This is a genomic window from Neoluteolibacter marinus, assembly GCF_014904755.1.
Lineage (GTDB): Bacteria > Verrucomicrobiota > Verrucomicrobiia > Verrucomicrobiales > Akkermansiaceae > Haloferula > Haloferula marina.
Map to the genome: position 1 here is coordinate 118,864 of NZ_JACZFQ010000048.1, position 17,314 is coordinate 136,177.

The 17,314-nt window shown below is 67.2% G+C and carries 12 protein-coding genes; 4 read left to right on the forward strand and 8 right to left on the reverse strand.

What is annotated here, in order from left to right; genetic code table 11:
- Positions 1–21: 21 nt before the first annotated feature.
- The 3 genes from IG178_RS11245 to IG178_RS11255 all read right to left on the reverse strand — a co-directional run bounded on the left by IG178_RS11245 (position 22) and on the right by IG178_RS11255 (position 6,187).
- Positions 22–5,220 carry an nSTAND1 domain-containing NTPase gene (locus tag IG178_RS11245; RefSeq protein WP_193212643.1) on the reverse strand — a complete coding sequence of 1,733 codons (5,199 nt, stop codon included), beginning with the start codon at positions 5,218–5,220 and terminating at the stop codon, positions 22–24.
- 65 nt (positions 5,221–5,285) lie between these two features.
- On the reverse strand, positions 5,286–5,738 hold the full coding sequence (locus IG178_RS11250) for a hypothetical protein (RefSeq protein WP_193212644.1): 453 nt from the start codon (positions 5,736–5,738) through the stop codon (positions 5,286–5,288).
- The gene (locus IG178_RS11255) at positions 5,735–6,187 is read right to left on the reverse strand and encodes a hypothetical protein (protein WP_193212645.1); all 453 of its coding nucleotides are present in this window, start codon (positions 6,185–6,187) and stop codon (positions 5,735–5,737) included. The genes IG178_RS11250 and IG178_RS11255 overlap by 4 nt, the downstream gene beginning before the upstream one ends.
- A gap of 298 nt (positions 6,188–6,485) precedes the next feature.
- Here IG178_RS11255 and IG178_RS11260 point away from each other — a divergent pair, with 298 nt between their 5' ends.
- Positions 6,486–7,829, forward strand: coding sequence for an MATE family efflux transporter (locus IG178_RS11260; RefSeq protein ID WP_193212646.1), 1,344 nt, complete (start codon positions 6,486–6,488; stop codon positions 7,827–7,829).
- 17 nt (positions 7,830–7,846) lie between these two features.
- On the opposite strand, the gene IG178_RS11265 is transcribed toward IG178_RS11260, so the two are convergent.
- Positions 7,847–8,728 (reverse strand): LysR family transcriptional regulator, encoded by an 882-nt coding sequence (locus IG178_RS11265; RefSeq protein ID WP_193212647.1) that lies wholly within the window; start codon positions 8,726–8,728, stop codon positions 7,847–7,849.
- A 102-nt stretch (positions 8,729–8,830) separates the two neighbouring features.
- Between IG178_RS11265 and IG178_RS11270 the strand changes: the two genes are divergently transcribed.
- Positions 8,831–10,330, forward strand: coding sequence for a catalase (locus tag IG178_RS11270; RefSeq protein ID WP_193212648.1), 1,500 nt, complete (start codon positions 8,831–8,833; stop codon positions 10,328–10,330).
- A 77-nt stretch (positions 10,331–10,407) separates the two neighbouring features.
- On the forward strand, positions 10,408–10,932 hold the full coding sequence (locus IG178_RS11275; RefSeq protein ID WP_193212649.1) for an ankyrin repeat domain-containing protein: 525 nt from the start codon (positions 10,408–10,410) through the stop codon (positions 10,930–10,932).
- Positions 10,933–10,935: 3 nt separating this feature from the next.
- Here IG178_RS11275 and IG178_RS11280 read toward each other — a convergent pair whose 3' ends face one another.
- The gene (locus IG178_RS11280) at positions 10,936–11,727 is read right to left on the reverse strand and encodes a carbohydrate-binding family 9-like protein (protein ID WP_193212650.1); all 792 of its coding nucleotides are present in this window, start codon (positions 11,725–11,727) and stop codon (positions 10,936–10,938) included.
- A gap of 100 nt (positions 11,728–11,827) precedes the next feature.
- Between IG178_RS11280 and IG178_RS11285 the strand changes: the two genes are divergently transcribed.
- The gene (locus tag IG178_RS11285) at positions 11,828–12,649 is read left to right on the forward strand and encodes an endonuclease/exonuclease/phosphatase family protein (RefSeq protein WP_226895322.1); all 822 of its coding nucleotides are present in this window, start codon (positions 11,828–11,830) and stop codon (positions 12,647–12,649) included.
- 96 nt (positions 12,650–12,745) lie between these two features.
- On the opposite strand, the gene IG178_RS11290 is transcribed toward IG178_RS11285, so the two are convergent.
- The 3 genes from IG178_RS11290 to alr form a co-directional block, all read right to left on the reverse strand.
- A complete protein-coding gene (locus tag IG178_RS11290; RefSeq protein ID WP_193212652.1) occupies positions 12,746–15,520 on the reverse strand; it encodes an autotransporter outer membrane beta-barrel domain-containing protein in 2,775 nt (924 codons plus the stop codon).
- 273 nt (positions 15,521–15,793) lie between these two features.
- Positions 15,794–16,321 carry a glutathione peroxidase gene (locus IG178_RS11295; RefSeq protein ID WP_193212653.1) on the reverse strand — a complete coding sequence of 176 codons (528 nt, stop codon included), beginning with the start codon at positions 16,319–16,321 and terminating at the stop codon, positions 15,794–15,796.
- Positions 16,322–16,374: 53 nt separating this feature from the next.
- A partial coding sequence (alr, locus tag IG178_RS11300) for an alanine racemase (protein WP_193212654.1) occupies positions 16,375–17,314 on the reverse strand: 940 nt, incomplete at its 5' end.

Below are 17,314 nucleotides of genomic sequence, written 5' to 3' on the forward strand. Positions count from 1 at the left end.
CGGTTCAAGCACCAATCCACCTCAAGGTTGCCGGCCGGCCACGGTCATCAGCACCTGCTTGAGCCAGTCCGGCCATTCCAGGGCCTCCAGGCTGGTCTCCTCGCCCCAGTTCGGGTCGATCGCCAATAGATCCTGGAAGGCTTCGTCGGCCCGCGCGGTCCGTTGCGTCTGCTCCGCCGCGCAGACCAGCATCGCGGTGGCGATCGCCTTCTCGTCGCCGGTAAACGGGATCTCAAACCCATGCTCTAACAAAACCCCGGCTTCCTCCGGATGGCCGCTGGTCAGCAGCAGCCAGGCACCGCCGTAGGCGAACGAGGCATCGTCCGGAAACTGCCGCTTGCCGCGCATCAGGAGCTCGATCGCCGCGACATCCTGCATGTCCTCCATCACACAACGCGCGGCGTCCAGGTAGTCGCTGGCGAAGATCTCCCCCTCGATCGATTCGACCAGCCGCAGCCACCGCGAATAGGCGAGGGTGAAATTCCCGGCCGCCATGTAGGACCGGGCCTCGATCCTCAGGCACTCGGTCGGCGGCGCTCCGGCGAGGCGTGCCTGCTCGACCATCTCCGCGACCTCCTTGTAGGCGTCCGGGTCGTTGGCAAGCGCCAGGGCGCAGGTCATCATCGCGTCGCGCACCCGCTTGACCCCGAAAGTGGTGGCCGTTTCCGGGTCCATCAAGCGGGACGCCAGTGCCTTCAGTTCCTCCGGCCCCGCGTCCGGACCCGCGAACAAGGTCGCCAGCTCCTTTTCCATCGTCGCAAAAAGGCTCTCCTCGTCCGCGCCGGGCAAAACCCCTTCCCAGCCGTCCCAATCGCCCTCCGCCGCCTCTTTCGCCAGGTCCGGAAAGCCGTCGGGCCACAACGCGAAGGCCTCCGCCTTGCGCCCCTCCGCCCACAGCGCGACGCCGGTGGCACAGAGCTGCATCGCGGGCGGCAACTCCTTGGCCGCCTTCAGGCACACCGCGATCGCCTCCGCGTCGCGCTCCGCCATCGACACCCACAAGGCCTCGACCGCGGCCGGCCCGCGCCCATCCACGGCATCCATCGTACGTCCGGCCATTTGCGCCACCGGCAGCTCGCTCTCGCCCGATTGCAGCCACTGCCGCCACAGCCACGGCGAGTCCAGCCGGTCCAAGGCCGCGTCGACGGCGTCCGGGGCAAGGTGGGCGAGCCCGAACGACAGCAGAAAGTGGCACTGCGCCAGCGTGAGTTCGGTGTCGGCCGGGATTTTCCCGTCGAGGAATTCCATCGCCTCCCCGGCCTTCCCGCGCCAGGCGAGCGCCTCGGCGTGGGCCAGGGCAGTGCCCGGGCTCTCCACGGCATGGAAGGCCTCGAGGGTGGCCGCGGCGTGCCCGTCCAGCAGCGCCAGAGCCTCATCGCTTCCCTCCCCGTCCGTGCCGGCTGCCAACCACGCCGCCTGCTTGAGCGCCTGGACCTCGTCGGAATCGCCGGCCAGGCCGTGCATCCAGGCCGTGCTTGCCGAGTCGACCTCGCCGCCTTGCCAGGCGAGGTCCAAATCGACATCCGAGCGTGCAATCCGGCCGCGGAGGTATTGCTTGAACCACGGGTGATCGCCCAGCGACGAGCTCCAGCGGATCAACCTGGCTTCGTCGATCCCCGGCGTCATCGCCAGCCGTTTCCATAGCGGCAGCCACGCCGCGGGGGCATTCGTCGTAAACGGCAACGATCGCACGCTTTCACCCAGGGCGCCGGGCTTCATGCCCGGGAGCAATGCATCCAACTTGCCGAAGTCGTGCCCGAGCGCTTCCCGGCGTGCCGTGATCGACAAGCCACCCGCCGCCTCGAGCCCGGCGCCTCCCAGGCCCCGGCAAAACCAGCGCAACGCTTCCCGTTCCTCCGGATCAAGCCCCCCGGCCTTGGCCAAGGGAATGAACCCGAAAGCCCCCCCGACACCGCGCATCCCGTCTTGCTCCGCAAACGCCAGCGGACCACCCGCCGGGATCCTCGTTTTCAAAATCACGGCCGAAGAATGAGGCGACCAGACCATCAAGTCCCGGCCGGAAGCACGGGCGAGCCAGCCGGATTCCCCATCCTCCGCCCAAAACCCTCCGGCACCACCACTCATCGGCAGGTTCGCCGTGATCGAACGCGTCGCCGGATCCACCAACAGCAGGCGGGTGGCGGTCGCCACCGCCAGGACTCCGGAATGCGGCAGCCATTGAAGATCGCTGGCATTCTCCACCGGGATCTCCGCCAGCCGCTCGAGGCGATTGCCCGCCGTGTCGAGGAACACGACCCCGCGCCGGCAGGTCACCGCGACCCGGCTTTCGTCGACAAACAAAACCCGGCCAGCTCCTTCCAGCGACTCGACCGTCGAAAGCCGCTCCCCGTCCTGCGCCCGCACCAGAACCACGCCATCCCCGACCACCTCGACCCGCTGCCGGCCGTCCGGCGCGAGCGCGGATCCGGACGCTCCGGCGCCATCCGCCGGCGGTTCATCTCCGGCGCCCGACCCGTCCAGCGGGTAGCCCGCCGGGGGCAACACGCGATGGACCATCACCCGGCCCGACGAAAATCCGGCGGCCACCAGCGGACCCCGGACGGCAAGGGCATCCACCGGCGCATCGAAGCGCAACGCATCGCTGCCGGGCATCCGGACGTCGCGGCCGTCGATCACCAGCGGGGCATCCTCCGGCTCACCGGCAAGATCGGAAAGGCTGGCCGGCAACCCGAGGTCAGGGCCGCGGCTTTCCAGCCACGCGGCGGGCCTGGTGATGCCGCTGTCCTCGAACCGCAGGGTCTCGCCGTCGTCCGCCAGCTCGAATGCCCGCGGCGTCTGGCCCGGCACCTGCGCCAGCAGGTAGGTGGCGTCGGCTGCCAGCTCGGCCTGCGAAAAGCGCTGATCGCTGATCGCGCTGCGGAGCGGCTGATCGGGAGCAAGCGGCAGTTCGACCAAGGTTCCATCGCTGTGCACCGCGCGCAGCCGCACCCGATCGAGCCTCGCCGACAACGGATCACCGGCCGCAAAGGGCCCGGATTCCCTGACCGTCGCGCCGCTCGTCGCGTCAGCAATGACCCACGCATAACCGTCCCCGGACTTCACCGGATAAGCGATCAGGGCGCCCTCCGCGGACCAGGCCACGGCATCGTCCCCCGCTTCAGGGGCCAGCGGCAAGGACCGCACCGGTCGCATCGTCACGGCGTCGCAAAGGACCACCGCATCGCCCCGCTGGACGACCAGGCGCCGGCCACCGGGAGCGATGCTGAGCCACCTCGTCTTCGCCCCCTGCAGGGGCTTCAAAAGCGCATCGATCGTCCCTTCGTCCAGGCTCCAGCGCAGCGTGGTCCCGTAGCCGCCGGCCTCCCCGCCCACCGCTGAAAAGAGCGAAGCGCCCCGGTCGTCGAACGCCAACGCGGTGACCGGCAGCGGGTGATCGAACCCGGCCACCGGAAAATGCCAGGCCGTGGTCCGCAGCGTGCCCAACAACATGGCCTGGGCATCCAGGTGTTCCGGCTGGTGATCCAGCACCTCTAACAGACGGGGCAGCGCTGCGCCGGGCGAGCCCTCCGCGATCCGCGCCTTGCCGAGCTCGAAGGCCGCGGTGGCCAACGCCGCGGCAGTGTCCGGGCGATCGACCTGCACCTTGGCTTCGGGCGCGGCGACTCCCGGTTTGCCACTCCACCAGGCCGCCCCGATCAACCCCAAGGCGAGCCCGGCGAAAACGAGCCCGGCGGCCCGCAGCGTCCGGTTCCCCGCAGCGACGGGTTTCACCGCCGGCGGCGCGACCCAGGCCCGACCGGCGAGGCCGCCGAGGCGCTGATAAGCGGCGGCCGTGAGCAAGTCGCCTTCCGCCTCCCCGGCCAGCTCGTTCAACGTTCCCGCCAAGCGCGGCAGGACTTGCGCGGCCCCGAGGGCGTCCCCGGTGATCCTGTCCGATAGGTCGCCGCCGGTTTGCGGATCCGCTTCAAATTCCATTCCCGCGGCGAGCAGCGGCAGGCGGACGATTGTTCGCAGCTCCGGCTCATCCGGCGGACCGAGGAAGAATCCTCCGTCACGAACCAGCCGGAACAAGTCGCGGTGTTCCGACACGCGCGGGAAGAACTCGCTGCGCAGGGTCGCCACCATCCAGACGCGGCGCGATTTCACCAGTGCCGCCAGCACCCGGAAATATCCCTCCCGCAGCTCCGCCGTGACCTCCGGCGAGGCAAAGAGGCCGTCGAGCGGGTCGATCATGACCAGCATCTGCGCCGGTTTGCCGACACTCACCCGGTCGAGCGCCGCGGTGATCGCCGTGACCGCGAGAAAGATCTCCGCCGGCTCATTCAGCGCCCGCAACAGGCGGTCTTGGTCCCAGACCGGTTCCGCAGCGGCGTTCGACTTCGAGCGCCGGCCTTTCTTCGATTTCTTCCCCGGCTTCACCGCGGGCCGCGAGCTGTCTCGGATTCTGGCCAGCTCCGGCAAGGCCTCGCAGATCGCCTGTGCCAGCGTTTCGAGGGGGGCGCGTTCGCCGTCCACCGCGGGGACGGTCAGCCCGCACCAAGCCCCGACGTCCGGCATGAATCCATCGGCCGTCAGCCGCGGCGCCAGGCCGGCGCGCAGCATCGACGACTTCCCCGCCGCCGGATCGCCGTAGACCAGCAGGAAGGGTTGGCCGGCCGCATGCTGCGACTTCAACTGGCCCAGGGCCTCGGCGAGCGGGCGGTCGCGGCCGAAATAGCGGGCGGCATCGTCATAGTCGAAGGCGCGGCCGTCGGGAAACGGCAAGCCTTCCAGCGGCTCCGTTTCTGATTCCCCGAAGCGCTGGACCAGGATCGCCCGTAGATCCTGTTCAAACCGCTCCGCGAGGTCGCCGGCATCGTCGAAAAAAGTCGGAACGGCGCCCGTCTTGCCGGAAAACACGCGCCGGCAGAACGCTTCGAAGGCCTTTCCCTTGTCGCTCCGCGCCGGCGGGGCTTGCCGGCGATAAACGAGGGCCCGCTGTCCAAGCTCTGTTGTCCGGGAAGCCAGCGCCGACTCCAGCAAGCGCTCGATCCCGGCGTCCTCCTGCGGCCGGAATTCCGACCCGAGCACGGCCACCACCAGATCGCAATCGTCCGCCCCGATCCGTCCCTCCTCGACCGCCGTCGATCGCGGCCCGAGGACTTCCAGCCGGACGATCGAGCGATACCGCCGTTGCAACGCCTCCACGACCCTGCCAACGGCCGGACGTTCGTCGTGAACGTCGCCGGGAGTGGTGACGAAGAGGGTGAGGGCCTGCATGCCGCACCGAGTTAAAACCGCCGGTCGCCGGATTCGTAACCGGGAAATCGCGCAAATTCGCCGGGTCAGCGCTTGCGGACCATGGTGTAGACCTCGCCGCTCTCCACTTCCTTGCAGACGATGCGGTCCTGCGAGACGCTGAGAATGCGGTCGCGGAACACCTTGCCGGGTTCGAAGATTCCGGGCTGCGAGCCTTTCACGTCGTAGCTGAGGTAGATGTCGCCTTCGACCCGCCACTTGCTGCGGAAGGTGATGGTCGGCATCACGAAGCTGAAGCCCCCGCTCCGTTGCTTGGCCTGGATGAATCCCTCCGCGCTGCCATCGGCGCGAAAGGTCTTTTCCGAGGTGCCGATCAGCCGGCCCTCCCGCATCTCGGTGTACCAGGTCCCGGGAACCGTCGCGGTGAAGCGCCGGCCGAGGTCGCCGGATCCGGCACCCCCGTCGGCTGGCAGGGAGCACGAGCCCAGGCCGGCGGCCAGCCACGCCGCGGCAAGGAGGGTCAAACCGCGGCGCGTCATGACTTCGGTTTGTCGGCGATCTGGCTCAGCGGGTAGACCTTGGCGTTCTTTTTCGCCTTCCGGTACATGTCCGCGCCCATCCTGGCGGCAGCTTCCTCGACCCGCGCCGCCGGAGCGGTGGCCCGCACCCCGACGATCGGGAGATACGCGCAAATCGTCTCCCCGCCCTTGGTCTTGGTTTCACCGACCAGCCCGACCACCGTCGCCTCGGCCGATCCCTTGCCTTCCAGCTCCGGGAAGTAGCGCCAGATCAGGGTGTCGGGCGTCATTCCCTCCAGCAGCATTTCGTCGATGGCCATCACCTGGGAGGCCTTCGGCTTGCCGCCTTTCGGCACCCCGGGAATCTGGATCACGACCGCCTCTCCCGACGGCGAGGACACCGGGGCCACCGCCGTGTGGGCGCAGGCGGCGAGGAAAAGTCCCAACAGGGAGATGATGACATGACGCATGGCGCATGGATGCAACCGTGTTGATATGCTCCCCACAAGCGGGATCGTCACCGCGCGGCGCGATTTCACCGTGAGTGCGGCAAGGGTCTTTCCTCCCCGACGCGACACCCGGTTGACAAAGCCCGCCGGCACCGGTAGGTCTCCGCCCATCATGAAGCTAGTCCGCATGCCCAACGCTGTCGCCGGAATCTCCGGCCGCGGGGCCATTGCGTGACGGATCGGACGCTCCGATCGCCGCTTGTCCCCGCCCGCTTGGCCACCCCGAGCGGGCTTTTTGTTCCCCAAGCCTTTCCACTTCATGAGTCCTTCCCTGCTGCTTTCCGAAAGCCGGATCACCTTCCGGCTCGCGCTTCCCCTGATCATCGGCCAGCTCGGCCAGATGCTGATCAGCGTCTCCGACACGCTGATGCTCGGCTGGCTCGGCGTCACGCCGCTGGCCGCCTGCTCCTTCGCCAACACCTTGATCTATCTGCCGATGATGTTCGGCATCGGCATGTCGATGGCGGTGTCGATCCGGGTCTCGCATGCCCGCGGTGCCAACGAACCCGCCGCCGCCCGCGCCGCCATCCGCCACGGGCTCTACATCACCCTCGGCCTCGGCCTGCTCACGGTGGCCGCCGCCTGGGTGCTGCTGCCGTTCCTCGGCGCGTTCCGCCAGGACCCCGAGGTGATCGCGATCGTCCCGTCCTACTTCGTGATCGTCGCCGCGTCGATGATCCCGGCGATGGCGTCGATGGTCGTCAAGAACCACGCCGACGCCATGAACCGGCCGTGGCCGGTGTTCTGGATCTCGATGGGCGGGGTGGTACTCAACATCCTGCTGAACTGGCTGCTGATCTTCGGCAAAGGGGGCGCCCCGGCGATGGGGCTGGAAGGTGCTGGCGTCGCGACGCTGGTCGCCCGCAGCGCGACGCTGGTGGCGATGATCGCCTGGTGCCGCGCCGACCCCGGGATGAAGGAATGGATCCCGATCCGCTGGCTCCGCGCGCCGGTGTGGGCCGAGATGAAGGACCTGTTGCGCACCGGCTTTCCCGCCAGCATGCAGCTGCTCGCCGAAGTCAGCGCCTTCGTCATGGCCTCGCTGATCATCGGCAACATGGGTGCAGCCGAACTGGCGTCGCACCAGGTCGCCATCCAGTGCGCCGCGACGATCTTCATGATCCCGCTCGGCATCTCGATGGCGCTCACCGTGCGGATCGGCGAGGCCCGCGGCGCCCGGAACTTCGCCGCCATGCGCCCCATCCTCGCCAGCGGCTGGGCGATGGGCATCGCCTTCATGCTCTTCAGCGCCAGCTCCTTCGTCATCTTCAATGAAGCCATCGCCGGCATGTTCATCGACGACCCCGCGGTGCGCGAGATGGCCGCCTCGTTGCTGATCGTCGCCGCCGCCTTCCAGTTCTGCGACTCGCTGCAGATCATCGCCGCCGGAGCCCTGCGCGGCCTCGACGACGTCCATATCCCCGCCTGGATCGCCCTCGGCGCGTACTGGGTGATCTCCATCCCGCTCGGCTGGCTGCTTGCCTATCCGGGCGAGCTCGGGGTCACCGGCATGTGGTGGGGCATCACCGCCGGGCTGACAATCACGGCCATCCTGTTAGGCCGGCGGGTGTGGGGGAAGACGGAACCGGAACGGGTGGATTGACCCCCCCATGGCCGCGGTCACGGAACCAGCATCTTCAGCAGCTCGGCCGCGGCCGGGGTGTCCTTGGTGCCGCGGCGCTTCATCAGGGCGATCACGCGGTGGAGTCCCTTGCCGGCGAAGGGGCGCACCACGATCCCGTCCAGCGGGCGCTTCTCGGTCGCTAGCTTCGGCACCACGGTGACGCCGAGGCCCGACGCGACCATCGACAGCGCGGTGTCGAGCTGGTCGCACTGCAAGCCGGGGTTCGGCTCGCGGATCCGGCACAACCGCAGGGTGCGGTCGGCCAGGCAATGTCCGCCCTTGAGGTGGATCAACTCGCCGGCATCGAGGTCGGAGGGATTCGGCGCCGCCTTGCGCAGGGCCAGGGGATGGCCGGCCGGGGCGGCGAGCAACAGCGGCTCGCGGAACAACTCGCGCACCTGCAGCGACCACTTCTGGCGGTCGTGATCCGGCACGTCGCTGAGCACCGCGAACTCGATCCCGCCATCGGCCACCCGGGTCACCAGTTCGTCGGTGCGCGCTTCCGAAATGGCGACGGTGATCCCGGGAAAGTCCCGGCGGAACGGCCCCAGCCACCGCGGCAAGAGGTAGGGCGCGATGGTCGGGATGATGCCGAACGAGACCCGTCCCTGCCGCAGTTCGCGGCGCTCGGCGAAGGCATCCCTCAGCCGGTCGCGCTCCCCGAGCAGGCGGCGGGCGTGCTCGAGCACCTTCAGCCCCGCCGCCGTCGGCTCGATGCCCCTCGCCCGGCGGATCAACAAGGGCTCGCCGATCTCCTCCTCGAGCGCCTGGATCTGCTGGCTGATCGCCGGCTGCGAGAGGTTGCATCGCGTCGCGGCGGCCGTCAGCGAGCCGGCGTCGATCACACCGGCGAGCAGTTCCAACTGTCGGAATTCCATCGTCGGGCCATAAGAATTCCCGATGGCTCCCTTTTCAACCTGCGATTTCACAAATCGCTCGGGCGACCTCAGGATGAGCGCCGAAATCCCCGACTCATCTCCATGGCGAATCCCCGAATGACGACCACCGGCGGCAACCCGATTGCCGACAACCAGAACTCCCTTTCCGCCGGACCGCGCGGCCCGTTGCTGATGCAGGACTACCAGTTGATCGAGAAACTGGCGCACCAGAATCGCGAGCGCATCCCGGAGCGGGTGGTCCACGCCAAGGGTTCCGGCGCCTTCGGCACGCTGACGATCACCCACGACATCACCCGCTACTCGAAGGCCTCCATCTTTTCCGGGGTCGGCAAGCGAACGGAGTGCCTGCTGCGCTTCTCCACCGTCGCCGGCGAGCGCGGCGCGGCCGATGCCGAGCGGGATGTCCGCGGCTGGGCCCTGAAATTTTACACCGAAGAAGGCAACTGGGACCTCGTCGGCAACAACACCCCGGTGTTCTTCGTCCGCGATCCGCTGAAGTTCCCCGACTTCATCCACACGCAGAAACGCCACCCGCGGACCAACATGCGCAGCGCCACCGCGATGTGGGATTTCTGGTCGCGGTCGCCGGAATCGCTGCACCAGGTGACGATCCTGATGTCCGACCGCGGCCTGCCGCTGAGCTACCGCCATGTCAACGGCTACGGCTCGCACACCTACTCGTTCATCAACGCCGCCAACGAGCGCTTCTGGGTGAAGTTCCACTTCAAGACCCGCCAGGGCATCAAGACGATGACCAACCGCGAGGGCGAACAGGTCATCGCCAGGGACCGCGAGTCGTCGCAGAAGGATCTCTACGAGTCCATCGAACGCGGCGACTTCCCGCAGTGGGACTTCAAGATCCAGGTGATGGCGGAGGAAGATGCCGAAAAGTGCCCGTTCAATCCCTTCGATCTCACCAAGGTCTGGCCCCACCGGGATTACCCGTTGATCGACGTGGGGGTGCTCGAGTTGAACCGCAACCCCGCGCACTATTTCCAGGAGATCGAGCAAGCCGCGTTCTCCCCGTCGAACATCGTGCCCGGCATCAGCTTCTCGCCCGACAAGATGCTGCAAGCCCGCATCTTCTCCTACGCCGACGCCCACCGCTACCGGGTCGGCACCTGGTATGAAGCACTGCCGGTGAACCGCCCGAAGAGCCCGGTGAACCACTATCACCAGGACGGTGCGATGAATGCCGGCTACAGCACCGCGTCGGATGCCTACTACGAACCGAACGGATTCGCGGGCCCGGCCGAGGACGAGCGCTTTGCCGAGCCGCCGCTCAAGATCTCCGGCGACGCCGACCGCTGGAACCACCGCGACGGCAACGACGACTACACCCAGCCCGGCAACCTGTTCCGGCTGATGAGCGACGACCAGAAGCAGCAGCTCTTCGGCAACATCGCCGAAGCGATGCAGGGCGTGCCGCGGGAAATCATCGACCGCCAGCTGGCCCACTTCGACCGGGCCGATCCCGCCTATGGCGCGGGCGTCCGCGACGCGTTGAAGTCGCGGGAGGTTGACATTGCCGGGGACATTGCGGTGAATGCACAACCGGTGGCGGAGGCTGCCGGCATCTAACATCAACTTTACCGCTCGAACCGGGGCCGAAGTGGCGGGGAGGCCGCGGATGCCCGGGTTCGAGCGGATCCCCCGCCATGATCACCGACCAGGAAATGCAACGCTACGACGAGCTCCAGCAAATGGCGCTGGATGCCGCCCGCCAGGGTGATGTCGATACCCTCGCGCCCATGCTGCAGGCGGGAATGCCGGTAAACCTGCGCGACGAAAAGGGCAATAGCCTCCTCATGCTCGCCACCTACCATGGCAACGAGGAAGCGTCGCGGGTGATCCTGCGCTACGACGCTGAAGTGGATGCCCGCAATGATCGCGGCCAGACCCCGCTCGCGGGCGTGGCCTTCAAGGGCCATCTCAACATCGCCCGCCTGCTGCTCGACGCCGGTGCCGATCCGCTTGCCGACCAGGGCGGCGGCCGCACTCCGATCATGTTCGCGGCGATCTTCGGCCACCTGGAAATGGTGAAGTTGCTCGAGGCCGCCGCAGCGGACGCCGGCTCGCGGAGGTCGTCGCTCGGCTGGCTGGCGCGGCTGATGGCACTGCCGCGCGGAATCCTGGCGTTGTTTCACCCGAAGGCGCGCCATCCCTTCGTGGCCGCTCCCTGACGCTCACTCGGTGAACTTCAGCCGACCCCATTTCTCCGGGAGGTGGAGGTTGATCTCTCCTTGCGGGCTCCACACCCAGTTGTCCTCGGGGTGCTCGCCGTCGGGAATCGCGGTGCCATGGGCGGGAATCCGGGCGTACTTGCCGTCCTTGATCTCGTGCCGCCACTCCACCCGGGAAAAGTTGATCCGCCAGCTGTCGCCGGGCTTCGGCGGCGAGGTGAGCTTTCCCTGATAGGGCGCGAGGTCCTTCCAAGGCAGGAAGACCTCGACGGTCCACGATTGATCCGTGTCAGACGGATCGTTGAGGGAGCCGTTCACTTTCACCGCACTCTTCAGACCCGCGAGATTGGTGCCGAGCTTCGCCGTCCCACCCTGGTTGTAGGGCTTGTCGAGGGTCAGCTCCCAGATGGTGCCGAGCGCGTTGATCTCGAACTCGTAGTAGTTGAGGGTGTCGCCGTCGGGATCGATGAAGATCTCGAAATCGTTGTCATGGTAGATGATGGAGTTCTTCTCGGTCAGGGTGCCCCAGACATGCGGCTCGACCAGTTCCGCGGCGACGTGGAGGCCGTCGGCGGTCCACAGCATCTTCACCCGCGTGCGGTGCGCCGGCACGGGATGGTCGCCACCCCGGATGTCGATGAAGTCCGCGGTCCAGGCCGCCTTTTCCCAGACCGCGTCGGACAAGTCGCCGTCGATCACCGGGGCCTGGTCCGACCGCTTGCATTCGTAGGCGCGCGGTTCGGCGGCGCCGGCCAGGGGGAGGATCGTGAAAGCAAGGAGGAACCGGGCGGACATGACGGGAGTTTCAGGACGCTGCCGCGCGGGGCAATCCGGAAGTTTGAATTCGACGCCACGCCGCCTCCGTTCGCAGTGTGTCGGCATGATCGTGAAAGCAATGGCCGGGGTCGTCGCGGGAATGCTGGCCACCGGGATGATGCAAGCGAAGCCCCTGCGGGTCCTCAGCTACAACCTGCGCTACATCACCGGCGAGGACCGCGGGGCCAAGGCCTGGCCGGAGCGGCGCGACCAGGCGGCGGAATTGATCCGGAGCGACGACGCGGACATCATCGGCATCCAGGAAGGCCTGCCTCAGATGATGGACGACCTGGCAGCGCGCCTGAACGGCTACGCCGTGATCGGGGTCGGCCGCGAGGACGGGATCGACCGCGGGGAATACGCGGCCATCCTGGTGAAGACGGACCGTTTCCGCATCCAGCAGTCGGAAACTTTCTGGCTGTCCGACACGCCGGCGGTGCCGAATTCCTGCACCTGGGGCAACACGGTGACCCGGATCTGCACCTGGGCGAAGCTCTACGACCGCGAGTCGGGGAAAACCCTCCATTTCTTCAATACCCACCTCGACCATGCCTCGGCAGAGGCCCGGCAGAAGGGAACGGAGCTGATCCTCAGCCGGATCGCCGGCCGCACGGGTCCGGTGTTGCTGACCGGCGACTTCAACGCGATCGAAGCCGATCCGCTGCACACGGCAATCAAGGCGACGGGGCTCATCGACGTCTGGCGCTCCGTCCACCCGGACACCCCGCCGGAGGAAGGCGGCACCTTCCACCATTTCACCGGCGCGAAGGACGGTGCCCGGATCGACTACGTTTACGCCTCCTCCGGCTTCAAGGTGGAAAACGCGGCGATCGTGCGGAGCTCGAAGGACGGCAACTATCCCTCGGACCACTACCCGGTGCGCGCCACCCTGGATTGGTAACCCGGCCCGGAAAAAGAAGCGCCAAACGGATGGCATTCCATCCATTTGGCGCCCGCCGCCCCCGCGTGGGGACGGCCAACCCGGCGACCCAGGAGATCAGTAGTCCAACACCACGTCGTCGACGTACCAGCCCAACCAGTCGCTCGACGTGTTCAGGCGGGTGAAGCGCCACTCCAGCCGCACCGACTGGCCGAAGGCGGCGGGTGGCAGCGCGATCGGGGCGACGGTGCTCCAGTTGGCGGCGACGATGTCGTCGTCGACGGCGGTGTAGATCGGACCCGCGATGACGGTGTCGGTGCCGGCCTCAATGACGTAAACCTCGGCCACGTCGCTGACATCGAAGTCGAGCGCCTGGGAGAAGGTCAGCGTGGCGGCGGTCACCGAAGTGAGATCGATCACCGGCGAACGCAGGCTGGTCGAGGTGTCGGTGTTCACGAAGCCGGGGTCGCCGATGTCGGTGCCCCAGCACTTGGCGGAGCCCCCGCTGCCCGTGGTCACGGCCCCGCCGATCCCGCTCGAGGCCGGGGTTCCGTGCTGCCAGTCGCTGCCGGTGCCGCCGGAGCTGAGATCGACCACGGTGAACCCGCCGTCATCGCTTTCGAAGTCGGCGCTGAACAGCGGCGGCGCCACGCCGAGGTCCTCGACGCGGAAGAACTCGCGGTCCACCAGCGTCACCCCGCTGCGGGTGAAGGTGGTCGACGCTCCGGAGGCGATGACCTGGCCGATCGAGCCGAAGGTGCCGAGGTCGAGGTTGGCCTGGATGTCGTAGAGATGGCCGGCCTTGCTGTTGAAGGTGAGCTCCACCGCATCCGGGGCGGTCACCTCGATCGCGGTGATCGCGAACGGGGCGTCGGACACTTCGATGATGTCGAGGATGGCGATGTAGGCGAAGCCACCGGAGAGGATCGTCACGTCCAGCTGCGCGCTTCCCGAGGAGTCCGGGGCAACCCCGGTGATCTCGGCGATGGTGTCGTTGTTGCCGTCGTAGCCACCGGTCCCGATCGCCGGCCCCGAAGTCTGGAGATCCACGGAGACCGGACCTTCCGCGCCGGTGATGGTATAGGTGGTCTCGCGGACCCCGGTGTTCTGGCGGGTCGCGAACATGCGGAAGTCATAGCGTTTGTCCGGGTCGAGCCCGGTGATGGTGAACGAGGAGGTGTCGCCGGTGTTGCCGCCGCGGAAGAGGTAATCCTCGGTCGCGCTCTCGATCGCGAAGTCGCCGAGCAAGCCGGCGTCCGGCCCGTCCGGCAGCTTCAAGCCGCCGTTGTTGCGGCCGTTGGAATCCCAGCCGCCGCTCGAGGTCACGATGTCGATGGTGGTCGGCACGTTGTCGGTCGTGACCATGTTGTAGAGACCCCGGCCCGCCGGAACGCCGCCGAAGCCGATGAGGTTGTTCCACCAGTTGCCGTTCACGTCCGGGCTCACGGTGGGACGGCCGTTGGCACCGATCCCGTCCGCGCGGCCGAAGTCGATCCTCACCGTTCCCGTGGTGGAAACCGGCGGCTCGATGACCGCCGCGTCGGCGCCGACGATGATCTCCATGGCCCCGATGTAGCAGAAGCCCCCGGTCGTGGCGGTCAGGTCGAGTTTCACCGTCCCGGTGGTAGTCGATTGCACGCCGGTGAATTCGACGATCTCGTCGTTGTTGCCGTTGTATCCGCCGTCGCCGATGGCCGCGCCGGAGGTCTGCAGGTCGACGGTCTGGATGCCGTTGCCGGCATGCATCGTGTAGGTCGTGAGACGATCGGTGTTCAACTCGCGCGTCGCGAACATCCGGAAGGTGTATTCCTTGGCGGGATCCAGGCCGCTGATCTCCATCGACGCCGTGCCACCGGCACCGGCGAGGAAGAAGTAGTCCTGGGTCACCGTGTCGATCGCGAAGTCCCCCAGCAACGCCGGGTTCGGGGCCAGCAGGCCGCCATTGCGGATGCCGTTCGACTCCCAACCGCCGGCGCCCCCGCTGCCCGTGGTCAGGGAAATGCCGGTCGGCTTGTAGTCGCTGGTGAAGAGGTTCTCCAGGGTCAGGAGGTTCGGCAGGAAGCCGTTGCCCACGAAATTGTTCCAGTAGTTGCCGTTGATGTCCGGATTGATCGTGATGTTGCCGTCCAGGCCGTTGGTGCGGCCGAAATCAATCAACAGGCGGCCGCTGTCCGCACCGGCCACGATCGGCGGTGCGGCGGCCCCTTCGACGATCTCCATCGCCCCGACGTAGGCGAAGCCGCCCTGGACGATCGACACGTCGACGATGACCTGCCCGGAAGCGTCGGCCTGCACGTCGGCGATCTCGGCAATCTCGTCGTCGTTGCCATTGTAGACCCCGTCGTCGCCAATGCCCACGCCGCTGGTCTGCAGCGTCGTCGAGGCGATACCGCTGCCCGCGGTGATCCGGTACTGGCTTTCACGGACGTCGTCGGCCGCCCGCGTGGCAAAAAAGCGGAAGGTGTAGAGCTTGCCGGGGTCGAGACCGGTGATCGACATGGAAGCCTTCTCGGAGCCCCCGACGTAGAAATAGTCCTGGGTTGCCGTGTCGATGGCCAGGTCGCCGAGAAGGCCGGCATCCGGGGCCAGCAGGCCGCCCGTCGCGATACCGTTGGCCGACCAGCCGGGATGGATCCTGACCCCGAGCGTCGTCGGCGTGTTGTCGTCGGTCACCATGTTGCTGGCCAGCACCCCGGGGGCAACGGCGCCGTTGCCGGTGACGTTGTTCCAGTACTTGCCGTTGCTGTCGGGGCTGGTGGTCGGATTGCCGTTGGTGACGTCGTTGGGACCGAAGTCGATCCGGATGGTGCCGCCGAGCAAAAGGCCCGGGGCGAGGACTGCAGCGGCAAGGAACGTGCAGCCTGGAACACGCAGGTGCGGTCGGGAGTACATGGGTTTGGCGATGGGGTTGGGTTCGAACGACAGACCGGCCATGGCCGGGTCGATGGATCCCATGCGTAACACCTGCGTATTCCTTGTCTACATAATTGTATACAAACAATCGGACAATGTGCATCCGGCGCTTGTCCAAGGTGCCAAAAAGGCACCGGGCGGACGGGAACTCCTCAGGAATCCGTTCCCGACCCGCCATCGAACGTCCAGGACTCCGCGAATCCCAGTGTGGCTCTGGAAATTCTGTATACGATCTGCGCGTTGGCCGCGCGGTTATTCCAGCGCCTTCTCGATCGCCGCGGTGACCTCCTGGCTGTCGGGCTGGGTTTTCGGTTCGAAGCGGGCGATCGCTTGACCGTCCTTGCCGATCAGGAATTTGCCGAAGTTCCAGGTCACGTCGCCGGGAAAGGCGCCGTCCTTGCCCGTCAGCGCGGCGTAGAGCGGGTGTTGCTGGTCACCCTTGACGTGAACCTTGGCCATCATCGGGAAGCTGACGTCGTAGGTGTCCTTGCAGAACTCCGCGATCTCCTTCTCGGTGCCGGGTTCCTGCCCGCCGAAGTCGTTGCAGGGGAAACCGAGCACCACGAAATCCTTGCGCTTGTACTTCTTGTAGATCGCCTCGAGGGACTCGTACTGGGGCGTATTCCCGCATTTCGAGGCGGTGTTCACGACCAGCACCACCTTGCCCTTGTAGTCGGCCAGCGACGTGTCCTTGCCCTTGATCGTCTTGAACGGGATCGCGGTCAGGTCGGCGGCCGCGACGGTGGCGGCCATGGCAAGCAAGGCGATGAGCGGTTTCATGGTGCCGCACGCTAGCAAGAAGGCCGGCGTGCGCAAGCGAAGCGGCCCCCCGCTCATTGATAGACCCGCACCACCCGCGGGGTGATCCCGGTGAGGATCTCCCAGGCGATGGTCCCGGCTTTCTTCGCCACCTCGTCGACGCGGATGTTGGGACCGAACATCTCGACCTCGTCGCCCTCCGCGACCTCGCTGCCGGTCACGTCGACCATGATCTGGTCCATCGTCACCCGGCCGAGCAGCGGGAAGCGCCGGCCGCGGATGAAAACATCGGCACCGTGGCCCGACACATGCCGCGGATAGCCGTCGCCGTAGCCGATCCCGATCGTCGCCACGCGGGTCGGGCGGGTGGTCACGAACTCGCGCCCGTAGGATACCCCGTGGCCGGCCGGTAACGTACGGACCAGCGTGACGCGGGACTTCAGGCTCATGACATTGCGCAATTCCACCGGCGGATCCGGCAGTGGCGAAATGCCGTAAAGCATCAGTCCGGGGCGAACCAGGTTGCAGCAGGCGCGATCATAGCCCAGCAGCCCGGCGCTGTTGGCAAGATGCCGCCACGGGAAGCGCTCCGGGCCGCCCAGCGAGGCGAGGATGGCCGCATAGCGGTCGAACTGGGCCCGGGTGAAGGCCTCGTCCTCGTCCGCCGACGGCAAGTGCGACCCGAGGCCCTCGATCTCGAGGTTCGGCAGCGCTTCCAGCTCCGCCAGTTTCTCCGGCAAGCCCTCCGCCACGAAGCCGCCGCGGCCCATCCCGGTGTCGACGGCGAGATGCACTTTCAGGCGCGTGCCGTTGGCCCGCGCCAGATCGTCGAAGTGGCGCGCCTCCTCGAGCGTGGAGATGCACGGGGTCCAGCCACGGGCGACGATCTCGGCCCGTTCTTCCGACCAGGTGGCACCGAGCAGGTAGATCCGGGTGCTCACCCCGGCATCGGCGATGCGCCGCGCCTCGCCGACATTGGCGACGCCGAAAAACGCGATGTCTTCCGCCGCCAAC